General features: G+C 42.8%; 24 protein-coding genes. 5 read left to right on the top strand and 19 right to left on the bottom strand.

What is annotated here, in order from left to right; translation table 11 throughout:
- Positions 1-421 precede the first annotated feature (421 nt).
- From AC2SLT_RS01775 to AC2SLT_RS01790, 4 genes are all read right to left on the bottom strand, one after another.
- Positions 422-1,213 (bottom strand): dienelactone hydrolase family protein, encoded by a 792-nt coding sequence (locus AC2SLT_RS01775; RefSeq protein WP_486545691.1) that lies wholly within the window; start codon positions 1,211-1,213, stop codon positions 422-424.
- Positions 1,214-1,299: 86 nt separating this feature from the next.
- Positions 1,300-1,632, bottom strand: coding sequence for a protein tyrosine phosphatase family protein (locus AC2SLT_RS01780; RefSeq protein WP_486545693.1), 333 nt, complete (start codon positions 1,630-1,632; stop codon positions 1,300-1,302).
- A gap of 95 nt (positions 1,633-1,727) precedes the next feature.
- Complete coding sequence (locus AC2SLT_RS01785) at positions 1,728-2,054, bottom strand: protein tyrosine phosphatase family protein (protein WP_486545696.1); 327 nt, start codon at positions 2,052-2,054, stop codon at positions 1,728-1,730.
- A 168-nt stretch (positions 2,055-2,222) separates the two neighbouring features.
- Positions 2,223-4,013, bottom strand: coding sequence for a SulP family inorganic anion transporter (locus AC2SLT_RS01790; protein ID WP_486545698.1), 1,791 nt, complete (start codon positions 4,011-4,013; stop codon positions 2,223-2,225).
- Positions 4,014-4,261: 248 nt separating this feature from the next.
- Between AC2SLT_RS01790 and trxA the strand changes: the two genes are divergently transcribed.
- On the top strand, positions 4,262-4,705 hold the full coding sequence (gene trxA / locus AC2SLT_RS01795) for a thioredoxin (RefSeq protein WP_486545700.1): 444 nt from the start codon (positions 4,262-4,264) through the stop codon (positions 4,703-4,705).
- A gap of 236 nt (positions 4,706-4,941) precedes the next feature.
- On the opposite strand, the gene AC2SLT_RS01800 is transcribed toward trxA, so the two are convergent.
- The 10 genes from AC2SLT_RS01800 to accB form a co-directional block, all read right to left on the bottom strand.
- Entirely contained in the window at positions 4,942-5,196 is a 255-nt protein-coding gene (locus AC2SLT_RS01800) for a Txe/YoeB family addiction module toxin (RefSeq protein WP_486545702.1), read from the bottom strand.
- Positions 5,193-5,480: a type II toxin-antitoxin system Phd/YefM family antitoxin gene (locus AC2SLT_RS01805; protein WP_486545704.1), complete on the bottom strand. Its 288-nt coding sequence runs from the start codon at positions 5,478-5,480 to the stop codon at positions 5,193-5,195. The genes AC2SLT_RS01800 and AC2SLT_RS01805 overlap by 4 nt, the downstream gene beginning before the upstream one ends.
- Before the next feature lie 99 nt (positions 5,481-5,579).
- Positions 5,580-7,040, bottom strand: a complete 1,461-nt coding sequence (locus AC2SLT_RS01810; RefSeq protein ID WP_486545706.1) for an anhydro-N-acetylmuramic acid kinase — start codon at positions 7,038-7,040, stop codon at positions 5,580-5,582.
- A 167-nt stretch (positions 7,041-7,207) separates the two neighbouring features.
- Positions 7,208-7,642, bottom strand: coding sequence for an acetyl-CoA carboxylase biotin carboxyl carrier protein (locus AC2SLT_RS01815; RefSeq protein ID WP_486545708.1), 435 nt, complete (start codon positions 7,640-7,642; stop codon positions 7,208-7,210).
- Positions 7,643-7,702: 60 nt separating this feature from the next.
- Positions 7,703-8,887: an NRAMP family divalent metal transporter gene (locus tag AC2SLT_RS01820; protein ID WP_486545710.1), complete on the bottom strand. Its 1,185-nt coding sequence runs from the start codon at positions 8,885-8,887 to the stop codon at positions 7,703-7,705.
- A gap of 128 nt (positions 8,888-9,015) precedes the next feature.
- Positions 9,016-9,786 (bottom strand): 5-oxoprolinase subunit PxpA, encoded by a 771-nt coding sequence (gene pxpA, locus AC2SLT_RS01825; RefSeq protein WP_486545712.1) that lies wholly within the window; start codon positions 9,784-9,786, stop codon positions 9,016-9,018.
- Positions 9,776-10,753 (bottom strand): 5-oxoprolinase subunit C family protein, encoded by a 978-nt coding sequence (locus tag AC2SLT_RS01830; protein WP_486545714.1) that lies wholly within the window; start codon positions 10,751-10,753, stop codon positions 9,776-9,778. The genes pxpA and AC2SLT_RS01830 overlap by 11 nt, the downstream gene beginning before the upstream one ends.
- Before the next feature lie 24 nt (positions 10,754-10,777).
- Positions 10,778-11,482, bottom strand: a complete 705-nt coding sequence (gene pxpB, locus AC2SLT_RS01835; protein WP_486545716.1) for a 5-oxoprolinase subunit PxpB — start codon at positions 11,480-11,482, stop codon at positions 10,778-10,780.
- A 176-nt stretch (positions 11,483-11,658) separates the two neighbouring features.
- Positions 11,659-13,011 (bottom strand): acetyl-CoA carboxylase biotin carboxylase subunit, encoded by a 1,353-nt coding sequence (gene accC / locus AC2SLT_RS01840; RefSeq protein ID WP_486545717.1) that lies wholly within the window; start codon positions 13,009-13,011, stop codon positions 11,659-11,661.
- Positions 13,012-13,131: 120 nt separating this feature from the next.
- Positions 13,132-13,626 (bottom strand): acetyl-CoA carboxylase biotin carboxyl carrier protein, encoded by a 495-nt coding sequence (gene accB / locus AC2SLT_RS01845; RefSeq protein ID WP_486545719.1) that lies wholly within the window; start codon positions 13,624-13,626, stop codon positions 13,132-13,134.
- A gap of 462 nt (positions 13,627-14,088) precedes the next feature.
- Between accB and tyrS the strand changes: the two genes are divergently transcribed.
- The 3 genes from tyrS (at position 14,089) to AC2SLT_RS01860 (ending at position 16,191) form a co-directional block, all read left to right on the top strand.
- Positions 14,089-15,309, top strand: coding sequence for a tyrosine--tRNA ligase (gene tyrS / locus AC2SLT_RS01850; protein ID WP_486545721.1), 1,221 nt, complete (start codon positions 14,089-14,091; stop codon positions 15,307-15,309).
- Between the two features lie 62 nt (positions 15,310-15,371).
- Positions 15,372-15,956: a GNAT family N-acetyltransferase gene (locus tag AC2SLT_RS01855; RefSeq protein ID WP_486545722.1), complete on the top strand. Its 585-nt coding sequence runs from the start codon at positions 15,372-15,374 to the stop codon at positions 15,954-15,956.
- Complete coding sequence (locus AC2SLT_RS01860) at positions 15,943-16,191, top strand: DUF1653 domain-containing protein (protein WP_486545723.1); 249 nt, start codon at positions 15,943-15,945, stop codon at positions 16,189-16,191. Before AC2SLT_RS01855 ends, AC2SLT_RS01860 begins: the two co-directional genes overlap by 14 nt.
- Before the next feature lie 6 nt (positions 16,192-16,197).
- Here the strand turns inward: AC2SLT_RS01860 and AC2SLT_RS01865 are convergent, their stop codons facing one another.
- The 3 genes from AC2SLT_RS01865 to AC2SLT_RS01875 form a co-directional block, all read right to left on the bottom strand.
- On the bottom strand, positions 16,198-17,415 hold the full coding sequence (locus tag AC2SLT_RS01865; RefSeq protein ID WP_486545725.1) for a low temperature requirement protein A: 1,218 nt from the start codon (positions 17,413-17,415) through the stop codon (positions 16,198-16,200).
- Positions 17,416-17,635: 220 nt separating this feature from the next.
- The gene (locus AC2SLT_RS01870; RefSeq protein WP_486545727.1) at positions 17,636-18,220 is read right to left on the bottom strand and encodes a YceI family protein; all 585 of its coding nucleotides are present in this window, start codon (positions 18,218-18,220) and stop codon (positions 17,636-17,638) included.
- Positions 18,221-18,647: 427 nt separating this feature from the next.
- A complete protein-coding gene (locus tag AC2SLT_RS01875; protein WP_486545729.1) occupies positions 18,648-19,097 on the bottom strand; it encodes an Mpo1 family 2-hydroxy fatty acid dioxygenase in 450 nt (149 codons plus the stop codon).
- Between the two features lie 280 nt (positions 19,098-19,377).
- On the opposite strand from AC2SLT_RS01875, the gene htpX reads away from it, so the two are divergent.
- A complete protein-coding gene (htpX, locus tag AC2SLT_RS01880; protein WP_486545731.1) occupies positions 19,378-20,289 on the top strand; it encodes a protease HtpX in 912 nt (303 codons plus the stop codon).
- 197 nt (positions 20,290-20,486) lie between these two features.
- Here htpX and pnuC read toward each other — a convergent pair whose 3' ends face one another.
- Positions 20,487-21,218 (bottom strand): nicotinamide riboside transporter PnuC, encoded by a 732-nt coding sequence (pnuC, locus tag AC2SLT_RS01885; protein WP_486545732.1) that lies wholly within the window; start codon positions 21,216-21,218, stop codon positions 20,487-20,489.
- A 173-nt stretch (positions 21,219-21,391) separates the two neighbouring features.
- Complete coding sequence (gene nadR, locus AC2SLT_RS01890) at positions 21,392-22,435, bottom strand: multifunctional transcriptional regulator/nicotinamide-nucleotide adenylyltransferase/ribosylnicotinamide kinase NadR (protein WP_486545733.1); 1,044 nt, start codon at positions 22,433-22,435, stop codon at positions 21,392-21,394.
- Positions 22,436-22,669: the final 234 nt, after the last annotated feature.

The raw sequence follows: 22,669 nt of genomic DNA on the forward strand, positions 1-22,669 counted from the left end.
CATATTCCTTATGTGATGGATGTTCCTTTTTAGCCTTTTACAAATAACTAAGCTATAAAGACAACTGAGTTATAAAGATAGCAGAGTTATACAAACAAGTGAGCTATAAAGGTGAGAGCGGTTTAGCCCAGATTGTAGCGGATATACTTGGTACAGCACGGGGTTGCAGGCGTTTGGCAAGAGGCGTTATCGTCAACGCAGGAACGTCACTTGACTATAGCGCCTGCCCCCGTGCACACCAAGATATGAGCGAAAAGCTGGATGTGCTTCAGATTTATAACGTGTCAATTAGGTACCTTACTTCTTCATATCAAAGCCATCTGCTTGAAAGCCAAATTGTAGATGAGTGCTGTCACAAAATGGATTGTGAGAAAAGAGAGGTAGCTCTGATTAAAACACACTGAATTAAAGCATACCGTCTCTATGGGTAAAGGGTCTTTAAGAAGTCTAAATAACGATTCCATGAGCGTTTATCGGCACGTTCGTCGTAAGACTCTGCTTCAAAGTCAGTAAACGCATGCGGTGCACCACTATAGGTAATCATTTCATGAGGTACGTGAGCTTCCTCAAGCGTTTTACCAAGGGTAGTAAAGTCCTCAAAAGGTACGACTTGATCAGCGGTTCCGTGGAATACTAATATCTCACCTTGGGTGTTGTTATAGTCTTGGTAGGGAGGTGTTGCAAGGTCACCATGAAAGGGAACGAACGCTTTTTGAGGGAAGCCAGAACGGGCAAGCTCTAGCGCAGCACTGCCTCCAAAGCAATAGCCCATCGTCACGCCGTCATGTACATTATTGCCTTGTGCCTGACCGGCCTTTAGGGCGCCAGCAAGTAGATGACGCATTTTATTGCGGTCTTGGTATAACTCGCCAGTAAGGCGTTTTTTATCTTCTAAAGCGGTAGGTCGAATGCCTTGTCCATATAAGTCAGCGGCTAATACGTTATAACCTTCTGTTGCGAGCATGTCGGCACGCTTGCGTTCATAATCGGTGAGGCCATCCCAATCATGCAGTAGCAATATAAAAGGCGCGTTGGGGGTATCCGCTTTGGCGTAATAGCCTTCATACGCCTTATTATCGACATTATAAGTAATGTTTTTAGTGGTAATGGCTGACGCAGTTTGGCTAGCGCCTAACGCTAGTAAACTCACGGATGTGCCGATAAGTAGTGTTTTATAGTGCGTTCTCATTGTGCTGCTGAGTAAATTAAACATCGTAAATCCTTATTTATTTGATTTATAGTGAGACTAACAACTTATATCAAACGAAAGCCTTACAATAACTATAGCAAAAATAGACTCTAATCATCCAACATATCACGCTGTTTAGCCGCTTCATATAGGCCGTTAGAGCGGTTTCCGGTACGGCAGAACATTAAAATAGGCTGCTCGGCTTGATTAAAATAATCAGCAAATTCTTCGACATGTTGCATGTTCAATTCATTACCCCCGAACGAAATCTCTTTATAAGCAAGACCGGCTTCTTTAGCAGCCGCTTCGATATCGCTGCTAGTAGGTTGATCGGGCGCTTCGCCGTCTGGACGGTTATTAATGATAGTCTTAAAGCCTTGGTCGGCGATTTCTTGGACTTGTGCTGGGGTAATTTGACCGGCAAAACTAACTTGATGAGTCATATGGCATCCTTTTTATGTGTTTATGTGTTAAGAGAATTGTTTAGTTGAGTTCATAGGCGACACTGGGATGTGTTCTTCAGACCTTATAGCAGGCCCTATAGCAAATCCTGCATCACTGCACTTTGGTATAACAACTTCGCTCGAATGCCTGAGCCGCAGAACAACATAATGGGCTTAGGTAGACGATGATAGTGTTCAGCAAACTTTATAATTGTAGTAGCACTCAAGCGCTCTTCGTCATAGGGAATGTAAGCATAATTTAAATTGGCTTGCTGAGCGGCGTTGGCTAACGTCTCGCTTGACGGCTGATTAGCCACTTCATTATCAGGACGTATATTGATCAGTGAGCGATAGCCCATCTCTGATAGCTTAGGGCATTGGGTGGGATAAATTTGTTTGTAAATGGTTAACGCGTCGGTCATAGTAGGCTCAACTGGTACGGGGTGTGTTGTCAGTATAGTCGTCTGCAAACTAAAGAGCGACAGCGTTAACCTCACTAAGCCTACTAGAGTAGTACTTGCGCTCGGCTGCCTTGTATCTCATTTAGTTGCCCATGACTATATTTATTATAAGGGTTTAAAGGTTCTGTTTTAATGGAACTCTTGCTGTTGTATCTTAGGGTACTCATCGTTTTGTAAATCATCGTCAGTGAGTAAGGTAATGGCTTGGATAGTGCTTAAAAACACTCGACCCGACAGCTCTTTAACGACGGGTGTCTCTTCTATGACATCCATTACCGGACCTTTGATAAAGCTATAGTGTAACCGCTTACCTTTGGCAATCAGCTCACGATTTAAAGTGGCTAACATCTCTTGCGCTGTCAGATCAATGTGATTAACAGACGACATGATGAGCACCAGCTCTCGCGCATGATCGTATTTATTTAAGGCCGCTTGAATCTGGTTGTGTACCGACTCACTATTACCAAAAAATAAACTTTCATCAACCCGCATGATCAACAAGTTGTCGTAAGTGATGACATTATGACGGTAAATATTGCGAAAATGTTCGGTCCCCATTAAGCGTCCCACTACCGCAATATGCGGCTGGCTTGACTGCCAAATAAGCCCTGCAAACGATACAATGATGCCAATTACCAAGCCAACGTTCAAGCCAAATGCCAATACCCCTATAAAGGTAGCAGCGAAGCTAAGTGCGTCCAACTTATCTGTTTTTAGCGCTTTTTTAAAGGTATCGATATCGATAAGACTAATAATGGAGGCCATAATCATTGCCCCTAAAAGGGCATAGGGCAGGGGCGCAATCAAACTGCTCAATACCAATAAGGTGGCCACCATAATGGCGACTGTGATCAGGGTGGCAAGGGGTGTTTTTGCGCCTGAATCGACATTGATCGCAGTGCGCGAAAAGCCCCCTGCCACAGGAAAGCTTTGACTAAATCCGCCCGCTATGTTGGCTAGCCCTAAGCCTTTTAACTCCTTATTGGCATCGAAGCTTTCCCCGCGCAAACGGGCATAGGTATTGGCAATAGAGCTACTAGAAATAAAAATAATTAATGCCATCAAGCCAGCGGTAGGCAGTAAGGAGAGTACGCGAGGAAAAGACTCAAAGTGAGGAAGTGCTAATAAAGGTAAGCCGCTCGGTATGTCCTCAATGATTCGCACGCCTTGCTGAGACCAGTGACTTATATAACTGATAAAAATGGCTATTATTATGACCAATAGTGGAAAAAGTCGACGTGCCCATTTCGCCTTTGAAGCCGATAACCATGACTCCCATAAGACATGACTGGCATAGCGGTTGACTATAAAAAGGATAAACGCTATACCACCGATCAAAAAAGTAGGTAGGTGAAAGTCTTGCAAATGGTTAAACAGGGACAACATATAGCTGGGCAAGGTATTACCATTAACCGGTATGTTCGTTAGATACTTAATCTGGCTGACAAATATCAATACCGCAGCGCCGCTGACGAATCCAGCTGATACGCCGCGACTGATAAACTGCATGATCCAGCCCTGCTTAAGCTGTCCTGCTAGCCATAATATGATACCCACCATTAACGCTAGCAAACTAGCTAACATGGCATATTGCACACTGCCTTCAATCGCAAGACCATGTAAACTACTGGCGGTCATAATAGCGGTAATCGCAACGGGGCCTATCGCTTGCACATTGCTGGAGCCCACCCACGCATAGATCAAAACGGGCATAATTGAGGCATATAGACCATACACAGGAGGAAGACCTGCCAAAACGGCATAGCCCAAGCTTTGCGGGATAACTAACACCCCTACCACGATACCTGCAATAATATCCGCAGGCAACGTGCTTTTATCATACGCGGTCACCCAACTGGGAATCAGTTTATTTAACCAGTTGGATGTCTCGTTATTGACTGTCTTCTGCTTGTCTAACACTGCAGCCTCTTATGCGTAAGCCGTATAATATAGAGTTGTTGTCCATCAAAGAGCTAATCTTACTGATCCTCTCACTGATCTTAATATAACAGATTGTATGATACAAAATTTTAGGCGCACTAAATATTTAAATAGTGTGTATACGCCCCAATAATAAACAGATAGAAAGAAATCAAAGATAAAATGAATGAATTAAATGGCTAGTATTTAAAAACTTGCTAGTTATTAAAAATATAAAGGGGATGATAATGACTAATACAAACAATGAGTCGCTACATTTGGTATGTCCAAATTGCACAGCGACCAACCGTATACCGGCGTCACGACTAACAGAGCAACCTGTCTGTGGTAAATGTCAGCATTCTTTATTGACGGGAGCGCCTGTGATGTTGAATGATAAGACAGCCGCTAAAACCATTCAGAAAAATGAGGTGTTGACCGTTGTCGACTTTTGGGCGAGTTGGTGTCAGCCGTGTCATATGATGGCGCCTGAGTTCGAGCAAGCGGCAAAGCAGTTGCCACATGTGGTATTTGCTAAATTACAGACCGACCAGTTTGAACGAGCGGCAGCACCCTATAACATCCGCAGTCTACCTACAATGGTGGCCTTTAGAGGCGGGATGGAAGTTGCCCGTCAGTCTGGCGCTTTGCCAAGTCATCAAATTGTGCAGTGGGTGCAGTCTTTGAGGTAAGTTCAAGTTTGTGTCTACTAGTTTGTTTTACTAGGACTTACGCAAAAGTCACGATTTTAGTCACAAATTTAAATTTTGCGTAAGTCCTAACTACTTTATATTTAGCGGGCTAAATATTTAGAGAGTTACATTTTCAAAGAGCTATATATTAAAAAGTTTCGTTTTGCTAACTTATCTTATCGCGCATCTTTGTAATCTCTGTTTATATTTTTTTCACTTATTTCAGGCAATTCACGTTAATAGTGATAGCGTAGTGATGCCAACTCCAGCCCCTGTTCTGTCACTCGATATACCATTCGATGTTCCCCATCTATGCGTCGTGACCAAAATCCTGATAACCCATGTTTTAACTGTTCAGGCTTACCAATACCTGTAAAAGGATCACGTTGGCAAGCGGTAATAAGTTTATTAATTCGATTCAATTGTTTTTTATCATTTTTAAGCCAAAATTGGTAATCTTCCCATGCTTGACTGGCAAAGATTAATGTCATAAAGATAAGTCCTGTTCAGGCGGGATCTCAAAATTGGCTTGCAATTGATGCTTTGTTCCTTGACCTGAGTTGAGTTCTTCAATAGCGTTGAATAAGCGGGTGGCATTTTTAGGAGAACGCAGCAGATACGCTGTTTCCGTCAGAGCATTATAATCATCTAGCGATAATATAACCACAGAAGGCTGTTGTCGACGGGTTACGATGGTCGGCTGATGGTCATTACAAACTTGTGATAGCGTATCGGCTAAGTGCTTACGTACTTCGGTATAGGTGATGGTTTGCATTGGTCATCCTCATTTGGCAAAACATGTACGATTAATTGTACAGGTAACATAGGATTATGGCAATTGAAATAAAGTCGTCTAAAATTTGACACTCAATATTTAAGCAAAACAAACCTGACCTAAGACAACAGATTTACTCGCTCCTGTCACCGCTGGCAGGTTGCCGGTCTCACCCATAATGGTTTGGCGGGCAAGCCATGCAAAGGCCATGGCTTCTATCCAAGTCGGCGCAATGCCAAAATCCTTACTGGTCAATACCGTCCAATTCGGCAGATTTCGTGCTATTTGCTCAAGTAAGTAGGCGTTATAAGCACCGCCACCGCAAACAATTACCTCTCCCTCAGTCATATTGAGGCGTACTGCTTCAGCCTTGATAGCAGTACTTAGAGTCTGAGCGGTAAAAGCCGTTAACGTCGCTTGTACATCTTCTGGAGAGATAGGGGGGCTGCTTTGAGCATTTGTTTGCGTTTCGGTTTGAGCATCAATTTGCGTTTCGGGTTGAGCATTGCCTTTAACGCCTGTCAGGGTCTCAGAAACCAGTGCTATCTGCTCATTCAGCCAGTCTAAATGGAAGTCTTCACGTCCTGTGCTTTTGGGCGTAGGCTGAGTAAAATAAGGGTGCGTCAATAGTTGTGCTAGTAGATCGTCATTGACCTGTCCAGACTTTGCCCACTGTCCGTTTTTATCATATAAAGACACTGTGGACTCAAACGGCTCAGCGCTTGACGTTGTATTATTTGAGGGGACATTAATCGTATCCGCTTGCTTTTGATACCATGCGTCTAACAATATATTGGCAGGGCCCGTATCATAGCCTGTGACATTATGTGTTTGCTTGGCAGGCAGTACGGTGATATTCGCGATACCTCCAAGATTAACGACAATACGGTGCTTTAGAGCAGGGGCAGTGTCAGTATCTATGTCATCAGCCGTGCCGAATTGTGCCAAATGAAAGGCGGGTGCGAGCGGCGCACCTTGTCCACCCACTGCCATATCGCGGCGGCGAAAGTCGGTCACTACGGTAATACCCGTGCGCTCTGCAATTATATTGGGATCGACTAACTGTAGAGTAAACCCTAGGTTTGGGCGGTGGCGGACGGTTTGCCCATGACAGCCAATGGCTAAGATGGCATCTGCTGTGATGCCTGACTTCTTAAGCAACTCATTGACCACGGTACTGGCAAATTCTGCATATTCTCGGCTCGCCCAACCAAACCAGTCAAGCTCGCTTTGAGGTTGTTGTTCTAAAATAACATTGCTGGCAGGATAGGCTAAGTTTGCGGTGCCGTTTGGTAAACACAGCGCCAGTAATACTTCACGCAGATTGTCTGGGAAGTCTTTACTATGCGTGGCTATAATTTTGTTGGAGTGGGGGTTTTGATCTTCATTATCGCCAGTCGAATCAAACTGACAAATGACCGCATCCATGCCATCTAGGCTAGTACCCGACATCATGCCGATATAGTAGCCACTATCAAAGCTGTCAAATAAGGTCTCGGAAAAAGCCTGCTCAAAATCATCAAAGGTAGGGGCGGTATTGTCGCTTATAGATTGGGTCATAAGATAAGTGCCGTACAGTAAGAATAAGTATTCTGATTATAACAGACTGTCAAAGGGTCGGCTTTAAAAGCAAGGTTCATAAGCCAAAAGGATACCAAAACAAAAGGCTGCTAGAGAATTTCTCTGACAGCCTTTTTTAAAATTATATTTTCTACTATGGGTAGACTTTATTGCAGTTTAAGCAGTGGCTGACCGTATTCAACAGCATCACCGGTTTCAACCAGTATTTCATCAACCATACCCGCAATCTGACTCTCAACAGGCAGCAATTTGCTAAGCACATCAACATAAGCAATAGTCTGACCCACCTCAACGCTGTCGCCTAGATTGACCAAAAGCTCTGGACCACCATCTGGGCTAAGCTGGACATGACCGACATACGTTGAGCTCACGATAGAGGCTTTGGCGTCCTCTTTGTTTTGAGCATCTGTGTTTGGCAAGCTGTCTGCTTGAGCGGCTGTATTGCCGTGACAGCTTGCTACAGATTGACCTGACAGATGATTGACCACAGTAATAGATTGTGCACCGTCCGCGACAGTCACTTGATGCACCTGACTGCGCTCGACACGTTGTACTATCTTTTCAATAATTTCTATATCCATGCTAAGACCTCAAAACTGATAAACGCCAACTCACTGATGCGAGGTGCTAAAAGTAACATACTAACCGCTGATATAATTTGCCAACGTCATAAAGCTTAGACCACTCATGATAATCGCAATAATCCAACCAAAGGCGGCAATCCAAATAGGATGTTTATAATCACCGACAATATTTTTTCTGTACGCGGCAATTAAGATAATAATCATTGCAATCGGTAGAATTAAACCATTTAATGTTCCTGCCAATACCAGTAGCTGTGCAGGCTTACCTATGGTAGCAAATACAAAGGTAGAAATAAGTATAAAGGTGATAATAAAGTAACGTTTGTACTGTTCAATAAAGGGATGGAAGCTACTCATAAATGACACTGAGGTATAAGCGGCGCCAATAACAGAGGTGACCGACGCGGCCCAAATAACAATACCAAAGATAATCTTGCCCACATTGCCTAAGATATGCTGAAACGGAGACATCGCAGGATTTGTCGGGTCAAGGGCAATACCTTTAGATACCACGCCTAACACAGCTAAGAATAAAAATACCCGAACAATGGACGCAATCAAAATGCCTGATACAGAGCTGCGTGTCACTGAGGGCAGATTTTCCTCTCCGCTAATACCCGCCTCTAGCAACCGGTGTGCCCCTGAGAAAGTAATATAACCACCGACAGTACCGCCCACTAAAGTCACAATCGCCATGGCATCTATTTTGCTTGGCATAATAGTACGTGCGGCCGCTTCAGCAAAGGGCGGGTTAGATTTAAACATCACATAGATTATGAGTACCAGAAGCGTAAAACCCATAAGTTGGGTGAACCTATCCATGATAGGCCCCGCTTCACGGCTTAAGAAGATAGCCACGGCTATGACACCACTGATTAAAGCACCAGTAATAGGAGAGATGTCAAATACCGCTTGCATACCAAGACCAGCGCCACCGATGTTACCAATATTGAACGCCAGACCCCCTAACACCACTAAGAAGGTTAAAAAGTAACCCACCCCAGGAAAGACAAGGTTAGCGACTTCTTGCGCCCGCTTTTTAGAGACCGCAATAATACGCCAGACATTCAGCTGAACTCCGATATCCATAATAATCGAAATCAAAATGACAAAGCCAAAGCTGGCCATTAAGCTTTCGGTAAAGGTGGCAGTTTGGGTTAAAAACCCTGGACCCACTGCCGAGGTCGCCATTAAGAATGCGGCACCGAGTATGGCAGTATTGTTCTTCTTTAAGGCGTTCATAGGCATCCTTATCAAAGGGTTAGGTTAATATAATAAAAGTGAGTCTTGCTCATTAAAACTGTCATCAAATAAGAGCGGTATACGATATACATTAAAGCGATATATGATAAAGCTTGAGGGATGAGAGTCTACTTCGCTATTATTTTGATGCCTTGTTGCTCAAGTTGTTTTTTTATTTCAGCAGCAAACTTAACAGCATGTGCATTGTCGCCATGTAAGCAAATACTTTGAGCCTCGACGGCAACTTTAGTACCATCAACACTGGTAACCACGCCTTCGGTTATCATCTGTAGGGCGTGCTGTGTTGCTTGAACAGGGTCGGTAATCAGTGCATTGTCTTTGGTACGTGAGACAAGGGAACCATCGCTTTCGTAATTTCTGTCGGCGAAAACTTCTGAGATTGATGCCATACCCTGTTCTTTGGCAACGCTAATTAAATAGCTGCCTGACAGCCCCATAATTGCCAAACTGGGATCAAAGCGTTTCACTTCACTGATCACAATATTAGCCAGATGTTCATCTTTAGCGGCTTGGTTATATAGCGCACCATGCGGTTTGACATAGCTCAGCTCAACGCCCACCAAGTCGCAGACGGCTTTAGCAGCGCCTAATTGATAACTTATCAGCGCCCGATATTCCGCTTCACTTAAGTCTTGCGGCGTACGACCGAAGTTTTCTTTGTCATCCAGACCCGGATGCGCGCCGACTCGTACCTGATATTGTTTTGCAAGCTGTAAGGTCTCTAGCATATGCTGATAGGAGCCGGCATGCAGACCGCAGCTGACATTGGCTGAGCTGATAATACCCATTAGTGCCTCGTCTTGACCACAGCCTTCGGCCACGTCCGCATTTAAATCAACACTGATGCTTTTGGTCTGGTTTGTATTATTAATTGTCATCTGCATATCTCCTAATGCGCTCGATGTAGCGCTGTCGTTGTTGACGAGCCTCTAGAGCGTCTTCCATTGATATCAATTCAAAACGGCAATGCTGTCCAAAGCGGGTTTGCGCCATTAGCCCAATATCGGCTTCAATAACGGTCGCTATTTTGGGATAACCGCCAGTGGTTTGCGCATCGGCCATTAGTACAATCGGCTGGCCTTGTGGCGGTACTTGAATCATGCCCGCCGCCACACCATGAGAGCTCATACTGATATCTTCAATCGATTTTAATGGCATGTTACCGACGCAGCGATAGCCCATACGGTTACTGCTGGTATCCACTTTCCAGTCCTGCTGCATAAAGTTCATTTTTGAGGTGTCATCAAAGCAGTCGTATTCACTGTTTTTGACCACACGAATGATATTGTGTGCAAAGTCGTCATTATCACTAAACAGACGCGGTACACCAATAACCGGTAATGGCGTGTGTGGCGTGGTCTTTAAGCTAATGTCGTCGCCTTGTTGCAAGAATCTACCCTCTTTACCACCAAATTCAGCCTTGGTATTGGTACTGGCTGAACCAAGCACCGGCTCGATATTAAATCCGCCTTGTACGCATAGATAGGCGTACATGCCCTGTAGCGGACGAACCAGTTTTAAGGTTTGACCAGCTTTGGCATTGATACGCCAGTAGCCATAGATTCGGGTATCATCAAGGTAAGCTTCGTAAATAGCACCGGTTAAACAAAAACAGGTATCTTGGCTAAACTCACATTCCATACTACCAAGAGAAAATTCGATAGCAGGCTCATCCAAATCATTTTTCATCAGCGCATTGCCTGCTTGCAGCGCCCACGGGTCCATCACACCATTGGTGCCAACACCTAAGCCACGAAAGCCAAAGCGACCCCTGTCTTGAATGCTTGCCAGTGCGTTTGAGGCTAAAATTTTCATTGTGGTTGCCTGTTTCTGGTTCTTATTCATTTATAGTACTTATTAGTTATGAGCTTATGCATCATGAATATCGATGGCTTTAAACTGAAGCGTATCGCCAGCGCTCAAAGCGGTTGGTGGCGTTTGGTTTAAATCAAACAAGGGCATCTCGGTTTGTCCGAGTAGTTGCCAACCGCCAGGGGATGAGAACGGATAGACACCGGTTTGCTCACCGCCGATACCGACTGAACCTGCTGGAACTTTAGTGCGCGGCGTCTCTCGTCTTGGGAAGTACAGCTTTTCTGATAATCCGCCAAGATAAGGAAATCCCGGTTGGAATCCAATAAAGTACACGGTGTAAGTCGCCTCAGTATGTAGCTTGACCACCTCATCAATCGACAGACCCAAAGACTGAGCCATAGGCGCTAAGTCTGGACCATATTTACCCCCGTAATGCACGGGTATTTCGATATGTTTGCCTTGGATTTGTTTGGCATCAACTTTTGAGCTCAATTCGGTCAGCTGTTGCTTTAAATACTCAAGTTCAGTAAGCGTTAAAGGAGGAGTAAACACACTCAAGGTGTTCATGCCAATAACGACTTCGGCGACTGTTGGCAAGGCTTGTATGCTGTCTGCCAACGCCCAACACATCTGTTGTTTTTCAAGTGTGATAGGCTTACTAAAGTGCAATGTAAAATTTGTTTCACTACAGAGCTGCCACTGCGGCAGTGCTAGCTCTGGTTTTTCAGGACGTTGGGTTTGTTTCATCACGGTTGCCATGGCTCAAGTCCTTAAAATTTATAAGGCTGTCTTTAAAAGCCCTTATTTATCAGTCTGTGTTTATCAGCCTATAAGAGTAATCAGCAAAAACTGACAAAAAATTAGCCTAATCAATTTTGGATATTTTTATTTTTGGATATTTTTATTTTTGGATGTTTTTTATTTTTGGATGTTTTTTATTTTTGGATGTTTTTTTCAATCCACTGTTCTAAATAGTGAATACTCACTTGACCTTCATTAAAGCCGTCATCTCTAAATAGACGCTGATGCAAGGCGATATTGGTATCAATGCCTTCGATTTGAGTTTCACTCAAGGCAGCCTGCATTCTTTTGATGGCATCTTTACGAGTCAGCCCATGCACACAGATTTTTGCGACAAGACTATCGTATGAGGGAGGGACGGTGTAGCCAGTTTCAATGTGACTGTCGACACGCACCCCAAATCCAGCAGGCAGGTGACAGTAGCTGATACGCCCCGGAGTGGGCAAGAAAGTATACGGGTTTTCGGCATTGATACGGCATTCAAATGCATGCCCTGATAGGGTAATGTCTTGCTGTTGATAGGGCAGTGGTTGACCCGCAGCCACTAGTATCTGAGCTTGAACAATATCAATACCGGTCACAAGCTCGGTAATCGTGTGCTCTACTTGAATACGGGTATTCATTTCAATAAAAAAGAATTCCCCATTTTCAAATAAGAACTCAAAAGTACCCGCACCTACATAGCCCATTTTAATACAGGCATTGACGCAGGCTTGACCGATTTCTTGACGCTGTGACTCTGTAATACCTGGAGCAGGCGCCTCTTCGATAACTTTTTGATGACGGCGCTGCATAGAGCAATCACGCTCTCCTAAGTGAATGGCATGACCTTGCGTATCGGCGAGCACTTGTATCTCGATATGACGCGGCTTTTGTAAGTAACGCTCCATATAAACCACCGAATCACCAAAGTTAGCCTCAGCCTCGCTTTTGGTCATTGAAATGGCTTTTAGCAGGTTGCTCTCTTTCTCGACCACGCGCATACCTCGACCACCGCCACCACTGGCAGCTTTAATAATAACTGGATAACCAACCTCTTGAGCAAGAGCTAATACTTCTTGATCGTTATCAGGTAAAGCGCCCTCAGAACCGGGCACACAAGGCACGCCTGCTTTTAGCATCTGTTTTTTTGCCTCAACTTTATCGCCCATCTGACGAATATTTTGCGCAGTGGGTCCGATAAAGACCAATCCTGCCTGCGTCACATTGTCGGCAAAATTTGCATTTTCAGCTAAAAAACCATAACCCGGATGAATGACCTCGCTACCCGTCATGAGCGCCGCTGAAAGTATGGCTTCTTGATTAAGATAGCTTTTATTTGCTGGGGCAGGGCCAATACAGACTGCCTCATCCGCCAAGCGAACCGCCAGTGTATCCTTATCTGCCTCAGAATAAACCATGACGGACGAGATACCCATTTTCCGACAAGCTCGTACAATACGTAGGGCAATCTCTCCACGGTTTGCGATTAGGATTTTATTAAACATAAGGGCTTCCTAGCGGTTGGTATTTATTTATTGACGGTTTAAAGGGTTATTTATGGACGTTTTAAGGGGTTGCAAATTTAGCGGTTACATGACAGTAATTAAATACTAAATAACTAATTGCTAAATGGGGCGAATCTCAAATAGCGGTTGATCAAACTCGACAACATCGCCCTCTTTTATGAGTATCTTAGCGACGACGCCATCGGCATCTGTTTTTACTTCATGCATAATCTTCATCGCTTCAATAATGCATAACGTATCGCCTGCATTGACACTATCGCCTTCGTTCACAAATACCTCAGCACTGGGCTCTGAGCGAAGATAAAAGGTACCCATCATTGGGGCAATAATCGTGTTAAAGTCTGAGCGAGTGGTTTCTGTTACGCTCGTATCTTCGTTGTCTATAGACTGGCGAGTAGAGTGCTGATTAAGGTCAGTGCTTTGAGTCGCACTGTTGGCCGTATTATCAATTTTAGAAGAGGCTTGTGGGGTTTTGCTTGAGTCATAACAGACAACAACAATGCGTTTATCGCCATCTGTCACCTCAAGCGACTCAATATTGGATCGCTCTGCGAGTTTAATGAGCTGTTCTACATCATCAAGGTTAATATCCATGAGGGCCTCTTATATAGCAATTAGGCTAAGTTTTGACGATTAAGCCTATAATATGAAAACAATGGTAAATAATACTATTATAATTTTAAAGCGAATTAAATAAGTTAAATGTTATAAATCAATGTCTTAAAATTATGAGAACCACTAAAACAGATAAATAATAATAGGGTATCATACCGTAAAGCGACTCCCTAACTGTCTATCTCCCAGTTCGCTGTTTATAATTGCTTAGAGATTCAGTCTCTAATAATCAGTCTCTATAATAATCAGCCAGTAACGAAATAGAGTTACGTTCAGTAAGCTAAAATAGCTTTTTGTGGTAATCTTCTTTAAAATCTTAGCATTCACTTTATACAGTCAATAGACCCTATATTTATTAAACCCTGTTGATTATGTCGATTGAAGACATTCATTGATTTATTTATTCATTTATTTATTTATTACGCAAGAGTTGAGGCAGCCATGACCCAAACCACCACTACCTTAAGTATAGACGAGCAACTGGCAATTATTCAGCGCGGTACGCATGAGATTTTGTCTGAAGATGACTTAGTGGCTAAGCTAAAACTTGGCCGTCCGTTAAAAATCAAAGCGGGGTTTGATCCGACGGCCCCTGATTTACACTTGGGGCATACGGTACTGATTAATAAACTCAAGCACTTTCAAGACTTAGGACATGAAATTTATTTCTTAATTGGTGACTATACGGCCAAAATCGGTGATCCAACGGGTAAAAATAGCACCCGCCCGCCATTAACTGATGAACAAATTAAAGAGAATGCCAAAACGTATGCCGAGCAGGTGTTTAAAATTTTAGACAAAGACAAAACTACAGTGGTGTTCAACTCTGAGTGGTTTAATGACATGAGTGCTGGCGATATGATTGCGCTCGCCAGTCAGCAGACGGTATCACGTATGCTTGAGCGTGATGATTTCTCAAAACGCTATGCGGCGCAAACGCCTATCTCTATTCATGAGTTTTTGTACCCGTTAGTGCAGGGCTATGATTCAGTAGCATTAGAGGCGGATGTCGAGCTTGGCGGAACTGACCAAACATTTAACCTATTAATGGGTCGTACGTTGCAGTCTCGCTATGGTCAAGAGTCGCAAGTGTGTATTACGGTGCCTATCCTAGAAGGGTTAGATGGCGTTAATAAAATGTCAAAGTCACTGGGCAACTATGTGGCAATCTATGACACCCCAGGCACCATGTATCAAAAAATCCTATCGATGCCAGATACGCTTATCCGCCGCTATTATGAGTTTTTAAGCTTTAAACCCATGGATGAGGTCGAAGCACTATTGGCAGAGATTGAAAATGGGCGTAACCCGCAAGAGATTAAACGTATCCTGGCAGAAGAGCTTATTGAGCGCTTCCATGACGCAGAGGCGGCTGCCAATGCCCATAAATCAGCGGGTAATGTATTGGCGGACGGTGAGTTGCCAGTAGATTTACCAGAGGTGACACTTGAGTTGCCCGAGGGTCAAGAGGCATTATTTATTACGCAAATTTTAAACCAAGCAGACCTTGCTAAAAATAATGCCGCAGCAAAAGATATGCTAAAGCGCAATGCGGTAAAAGTGGATGGTGAAGAGGTGAACGCGGGCTTTAGCTTAACCTCAGGTCAAACGGTAGTGATTCAAGCGGGTAAAAAAGCGTTTGCTAAAGTGACAGTGGTTTAATTAAACGCTTTATTGGGTTATATTAAAATCACAGCTTATATCGTTTTCGATTAGGAACCATTATGCTAAAGCCTACAACGCTATCTTACAATGGCATAACCCTTGAACCACTCATTCAAAGTCATGCAAATGACTTAGCCAAAGCCTGCCAAGATGGAAAGCTTTGGGAAACGGTGTATACCTCTGTACCAAGTCCAGAAACCATATCTGACTATATTACTAAAGCTCATAATATGGAAGATAGAGTTGCGTTTGCCGTTATCGATGAGCAGACGGGTAAAGCAATCGGCACCACCAGCTTTTATAATATTATGCCAATGGTGAAACGGTTAGAGATTGGATACACATGGTATGCTAAATCCTATTGGCGCAGTCATATTAATACCTCATGTAAGCTGATGCTAATGACACATGCTTTTGAGACGCTAGAATATCTGACGATAGGCTGGCGTACAGATATCATAAATACTCAATCACAACGAGCCATAGAGAGATTAGGCGCTAAACGAGACGGCGTGATTCGTGGTGATCGCATGCGTCAAGATGGCACTATTACGGACTCTGTCGTTTATAGCATGACGATTAACGAGTGGCCACAAGCAAAAACGAAACTTGAAAATAAGCTGAAACATTATGAGCAAACATAAAACAGATACGGCGCCACAGGTTCCCCAAGGTATTTACCGCCATTACAAAGGTAATCTATATCAGGTTCTGCATAGCGCGCATCATTCTGAAACGGAAGAAGTATTAGTCGTCTATCGCTGCCTCTATGGTGACTATGATGTCTGGGTGAGGCCTTTAGATATGTTTATCGAAACAGTAGAGGTGGAGGGGAAACACCTACCCCGTTTTGAATTAATCAAGCGGTTAAAAGATTAACCACCGTTAATCTTTATTTGACGATATGCTCTGAAAATATCTATGCTCACTATTAAACTTTATGATCATACCAACAGGTGCTAGAACGCTGATCCACACTGCATAACCTATGGATAGCCCTTGTACGACCATCAAAAAACTAATTGCCACTATCGCAAGTGCAATAAATAACGTCAAAATACTATGTTGAGAGTTGCGACTGACAATATGGCGTAAGGTCCATAACGTAATCAAAAAGGCAGCAAGCTGTATCATGATTATTGCCATAGCATAAGACATCGTCACACCGTTATTGGTGACATTGGCTTCATTGTTCAGCGCATCTGCAACCAAGTGCATGGCACTACCGATCCCTGCTAAAGAGGCAAATATAAAAAAGTGACCATAGCCAAACGCGACCAAATCATGACGGCGGCGCTCTTCTTGCAAAATAGAATCAAAAGGGACGCTAAAATAGAGCCACCATATTGCAAATAGTAAGGCCACCAAAGCCGAGTCAGTAATAAGAATATCTTTCGCAACAAACGCAGGATCAATGATGAAATTTCCAATCGTCCCGCTGACGCCTACGATTCCCTCACCTAATACAATAATCGTTAATAGTCCATAACGCTCTGCAAGATGACCAGGATGCCAGTTGTCAAACTGATCGGCACGTGCCCAGATGGGCATCAAAAGCTCAGCGACTATAAATACCACTAGGGCAGGGGTTTGTACTGAATTCGGTAAAAATAGCCAACTAACCCACATCGCTTGCAAGGTCAGCAGACCGATAATGCTGCGCAATGCCACTTGCTTGTGACCAGGCACATCATGATAGACTCGAAGCCATTGACTACAGCTCGCAAGACGCATAATGGCATACCCAACCACCCCGATCCACATCAATCCTTGTTCAAAAAAACGGCTGATATTGGCGGCGATCAATAAAGAGCCGAACATTTGGAACATAACCGATATGCGATAAGGCGTGTCATCAGGATCATAGCCTGAACCAAACCAAGTAAAACTGGTCCAAGCATTCCATAGGATAAAAAACGCCACGGTAAAAGTAATAAAGCCTGATAAGTCATGCTCAATTAAGCGTCTATAAAACCCACTGGCTGCGGCCGAAACAGCAATGACGTAGACCAGGTCAAATAAGAGCTCAAGCGTGGTTGAGGCTCTATTGGCCTCATAAGGGTCTCTGGCGACAATTGGATTGCTAGGTAGCAAAAAACTCATTCAATCTGTCCCGATAAAGTATAGTCGCAGACAAACTAAAGAGTGACAGCGTTAACCTGACTAAGCCTACTAGAGTAGTACTTGCGCTCGGTTGCTTTGACTCTCATTTAGTCATCTATTTATATTGCACGATAGAGTTATAAGATAATAGGTTATTGTACAAAAAAAGGCACTACTTATTCATTTAAGTAGTGCCTTTTAAATTTAAGCTAAATAGGGTTTATTGTTTTAAACCCGCTTCGATCTGAATTTTTAAAGTCACATCTTTCATCATCCCGCCATCAGTATACATATCAATGCCCCATTTGGTTCTATCAATCGTGGTTTCAAAGTCGCCACCACATACTTGAGTGTTTAATAGGGGGCTATCGTAACAGTTGAAGCTTGTGGCTTTTAACGTAACAGGATGGGTTTGGTCAAGCAGAGTCAACTCACCTTTAACCGCAGTTACTTTATCACCATCAAACTGCCAATCTGTCGATTTAAAATAAGCGGTTGGATACTTCTCAACATTAAAGAAGTCAGCAGATTTTAGATGCTTATTAAAAGGTTTGATACCTGTCTCTAAGCTACTAATTGGAATCGTAACCCCAACAAATCCTTTTTGGGCTGCAGGGTCATATTCGACGATACCTGATAAGCCGTAGAAGCCGCCAGCGTTAGTAGAAGTGCCAAAGTGATTGACAAAAAAACGTGCATTAGCATGATGAGGATCAATCTCGTAAGTGGCCGCATTACCAGCAACACTCAAAGTACCTAAGCCTGCGAAAAGGGCAACTGCTAGTGTATTTTTTAAAACGTTCAAAGTGATTCTCCTATAATAGAAACCTGAAATATGGATAATAAAACAGACCCTAATAGTGTCAAATAAGCTCTACGGTAACTAATAATTTAGATGACAAACGATTTAAATTATGAAAGCTTCAATGGTAGCTTAATTTAATCGTAACCTATAATAAATTAAGGTAATAAAATAAGGGTGCAGTTTAAGAGTGTCTTATAAATATTGAGGCTTAGTTTAGCAAAATTTGAATAGAATTTGGGCTAAACATAACTTTATAATGGAGAAATTTGGTTGTATTTTAGTTATGAGTAGCTCTTAATTTTACATAATTGCATAAACTTTAAACACAACTATTCAAAAAAATATTCTTATTAAAAACAGAGGCTTGCCTTTAGTTTAATTATCGATGTTAGTTATGAATGTTTAATAAACACCGATCACATTCTCTTTAGCTGGCAGGCTTAATTTTACGACCCATAAGTGAGTTTGCAACCCAAGCAGGGCCTATCAATAAAAACTGTAAATCTTTGAAGAATGACGGCTTTTTGCCTTCGATTTTATGTCCGATGAACTGACCAATCCACGAGACAACGAAGATGACTGCCCATGCTTTAAACCCAAGCGGTAGCATGGCGATTGCTGACATACAAATTAGCATAAACATGCCCATGGCGATAAATAATGGTGTCGATAGCTTCAAGTAAAAGATAGCCACGAGCATAGCGACTACGATGGTAAACCAAGCAGCCACTGACATGCCCATACCTAATATGCTGACAAAAATCGTCGGGACACATAACCAGTGAATAGTCTTGTTAATTGGGTTTTGGTGACTGACAGCATACTCAGAAAGCCATTGGTCTAGCGTGCGTTGTGTAGAGTGCTTGCGTGATGACATACTAATTTCCTTATTAGCAATAGGTTTGGAGTACTATTATTACAGTAAGCATCGGTATTGTAAATATAGAAAATGAGAGACTTAAAAAGGTGTAAGTTTGAGTTATCGAATAACACGTATTGACTTTATTTATTAATGTAATATTTATTAAATTTACTTTTTAAGGTTACCTCATATTGAATATTGGATAGAATACCCCCATTTTAATACTTCAAGAAGGTGGATTTGTCGTGATTAGCCACTCACTGCCACTCTTAGATTTTATAAAGGAAGTTAGCGTATGATGCGTATTGGTCTGTTTTTATTAACCAACTTAGCAGTACTGGTGGTGTTTAGTATTGTCTTTAGTATTTTATCCGCCGTTTTCGGATTGGGATCTGTACACGGCGCGAATGGTCTTAATTTTGCTAGCCTTGCTGTGATGTGTGCCATATACGGCATGGTAGGCTCGATCATTTCACTTTTTTTATCAAAGTGGATGGCAAAGCGTTCAACAGGCACTGTGGTTATTGAACAGCCTAAAACAGCAACTGAGCAGTGGTTGATCGACACCGTCGCAAAACAAGCAAAAGCGGTAAAAATTGACATGCCAGAAGTCGGTATCTTTGATAATGCACAGCCTAATGCCTTTGCGACCGGCTGGAATAAAAACAAAGCCCTTGTGGCGGTCTCATCAGGACTACTACAGAGTATGACGCCTGATGAGGTCGAGGCGGTATTGGCTCATGAAATAGGTCACGTTGCTAATGGTGATATGGTGACCTTAGCACTGATTCAAGGTGTGGTTAACGCCTTTGTGATGTTCTTTGCGCGAGTGATCGGTAGCTTTGTCGATAGAGTGGTGTTTAAAAACGAAGATGGTCCGGGTATTGGCTATTTTGTGACCAGTATCGCTATGGACATCGTGCTCGGTTTCTTAGCATCTGCCATCGTCATGTGGTTCTCACGTAAGCGTGAATTTCGCGCCGATGAAATGGGAGCTAAGCTGGCAGGTCCACAAAAGATGATCAGTGCATTAGATGCACTTCGTCCTACTGAAGTGAGACCAGATCAGATGCCGAAGAATATGCAAGCTTTTGCGATTACCACTGGTCAGACCCAAGGCTTTAGTGTGGCAAGCTTATTTCGTTCGCATCCCACACTTGATGATCGTATTGCTGCCTTAAAGCAATATAGTCCCGGCAAAGTTTAATTCGTTCTAGAGAGCCTCTGTCCTAGAGAGCCTCTAATGAGTAGACAAAAAAAATACCGCGAACGATATCGCGGTATTTTTTATGTAAATGTTTATCTCGTCACTGAATAAATATCGTTTTTTACGTAGGTCCTAATAATGTTGTCGCTGACATGAAATTAGGGGCTTTAAAACAGGTCTATTAAGGCTTAGTAGCATTAATTAAGCGCACTGCGTTGCCACTCATATAATCCAATAAAGGCATTGACTTGATAGACCATCGTTTGAATAGCAAAAATATAATTGCCCGTCATTAGATTAACAATCAGCCACACAAAGTTAACCGCTATCCAAATCCACCAGTTAAATGAATAGCGAAGTATCATAGTCGCTTGGGCGGTAATGGACAACACAAACGCTAAAACGTTAATCCAATAAAAGTCAATCATGCCAAGGAATTGACTACCGTCGTTTTCAACAACCGCATAGCCTTGCTCAGTTAACCAATTATTGACAATAGGAAATAACATTAGTCCAATAGCAATAAATACTATGGTCACAATCCATACTAATTTGGTGGCAGACTTTGGTACCATATCGCCATCGGCATCGGTATTTTTTGACCAATAGACCAAGCCATAAACATGGGTAAGAAAGTTAAACATCGGTGCCAGCATAAGCCCGACTGCGCCTGATGTCGCTTGCACCACGCTTTCACCTGCAGTTGCTACCATGCCTAAGCCATTACCGGATATATTTTTGCGAAAGGATAGTGATACCACGCAGACCAAGCCAACTATGGAGATACCAAGGTAAAACCAGTCAAGTTGAGTATGCTTTGTGGTGAGCCAAAAACCAGTACTTAAGGCAATTACACCCAGCACAAACCAAGTCACAATCCAATTTTTCGCCCACTTACCCGTGAGGTTGTCGAGAAGTTCTATCTGCATGTTTATCCTTAAGAGATATTGATAAGATGTTGATAAATAAATTTGGTTTTATAGTGCGTTAAGTCGCTTGAATGTTGTCGCTTAAATGTTAATGGCACATCATATGAGGGCTGGCGCAGAATTAAAATATACCGCCCCTAAGATAATGACGCTAAATAAGCATTGGTCTACCGTCACTGTCTAGCAAATACGTGCTGATCAATATAATCAATTGCTTCTACATAACGCTCAAAATAATCTGGACTGGTTATACGATGGGTGACTATCTGATGACGATGGTATATGTCAGATAATCGTCTTTCAAAACGATCTCGCGCATTTTCAGAGCCTAATGAGCGCATACCATCGGCGACCCATGGCGTGTTATTGGCTAAAAACAGCGTATGATCGAATCGAATCTCATCAATACAGGCACCGACAAAAGGATGAGTGCGTCCTTCATACTCTTCACAAAACGCTTGGGTAGTCACGAAGTCAGTATCTATAATCGTTACTGGAGATTTGGCTTGATAGACAGCTTCGCGCACTGCATGGGCATGATCTAACGCAATGGGCGCATAATCACTATATTGCAGACCAACTTCTGTACCGCCTAAGTCGGTACCCACATACAAGCGTCCCATCTCCAAGGCAATATCGGCCCCATAATAGTTGGCAAGTTTGTGAACCAATGTCGTTTTACCAGAGCTCTCACCACCAACGATAGCAACCGTACGTGTATAGTCACCTCGCGCTTCAGGATGAATGATATCCCAGTTAGCGATGGGGTTATGATGAATGGTCGTGCTGTCAAATTCAGGGTGTAGTGGGGTGGTCGTGACAGAGATATTAAGCGAAGCAGTTACCGCGTCTTTTGATAACGCATGACCGTCAGTGACAAGGAGCGTACGGTCACCTTCGATATGCAACTTATCTAAAATGTAATCGATTTTAGCGTTATAGGCATCTATGTTAAGGGTAATATTCTCAACACTGTCATGCACTGGAAATGAAAAGTCATCACAAATATGTATTTTGATAAAAGGCAGGTCACGACAGGCCATCTGTAACCATCGCGCTTTGTCATGCAGTGTCACCGGAAATTTAGGATTGGGATTAGGATGTCGAGTAATGACAATATGTAGCACTTCCACTTGCGATGACGCATATAAAATACTTCTTATATGCCCTAAGTGTAAGGGTTCGAAATGACCTATCATTAGACCCGAATTCTGCATAGTGCTATCCTCATTGCGAAGCAGCTTAATAGTAGAAGTATATTAAGTCATCTATATAAATTTTTATTTTAAAGCTTTGTTACATTGTTTAGCAATTAGCTATAAAAAATCAACCGATTAAATAGCCTAATAAATGGGCAAAAAATTAAATAACCTGACAATTAAGGAATTGATTGGTTATATCGTTGTAACCTAGATTGCTAAATCGATTTAATACTTTAATACACGACCCAA

It is taken from the genome of Psychrobacter sp. CX18 (assembly GCF_057396215.1).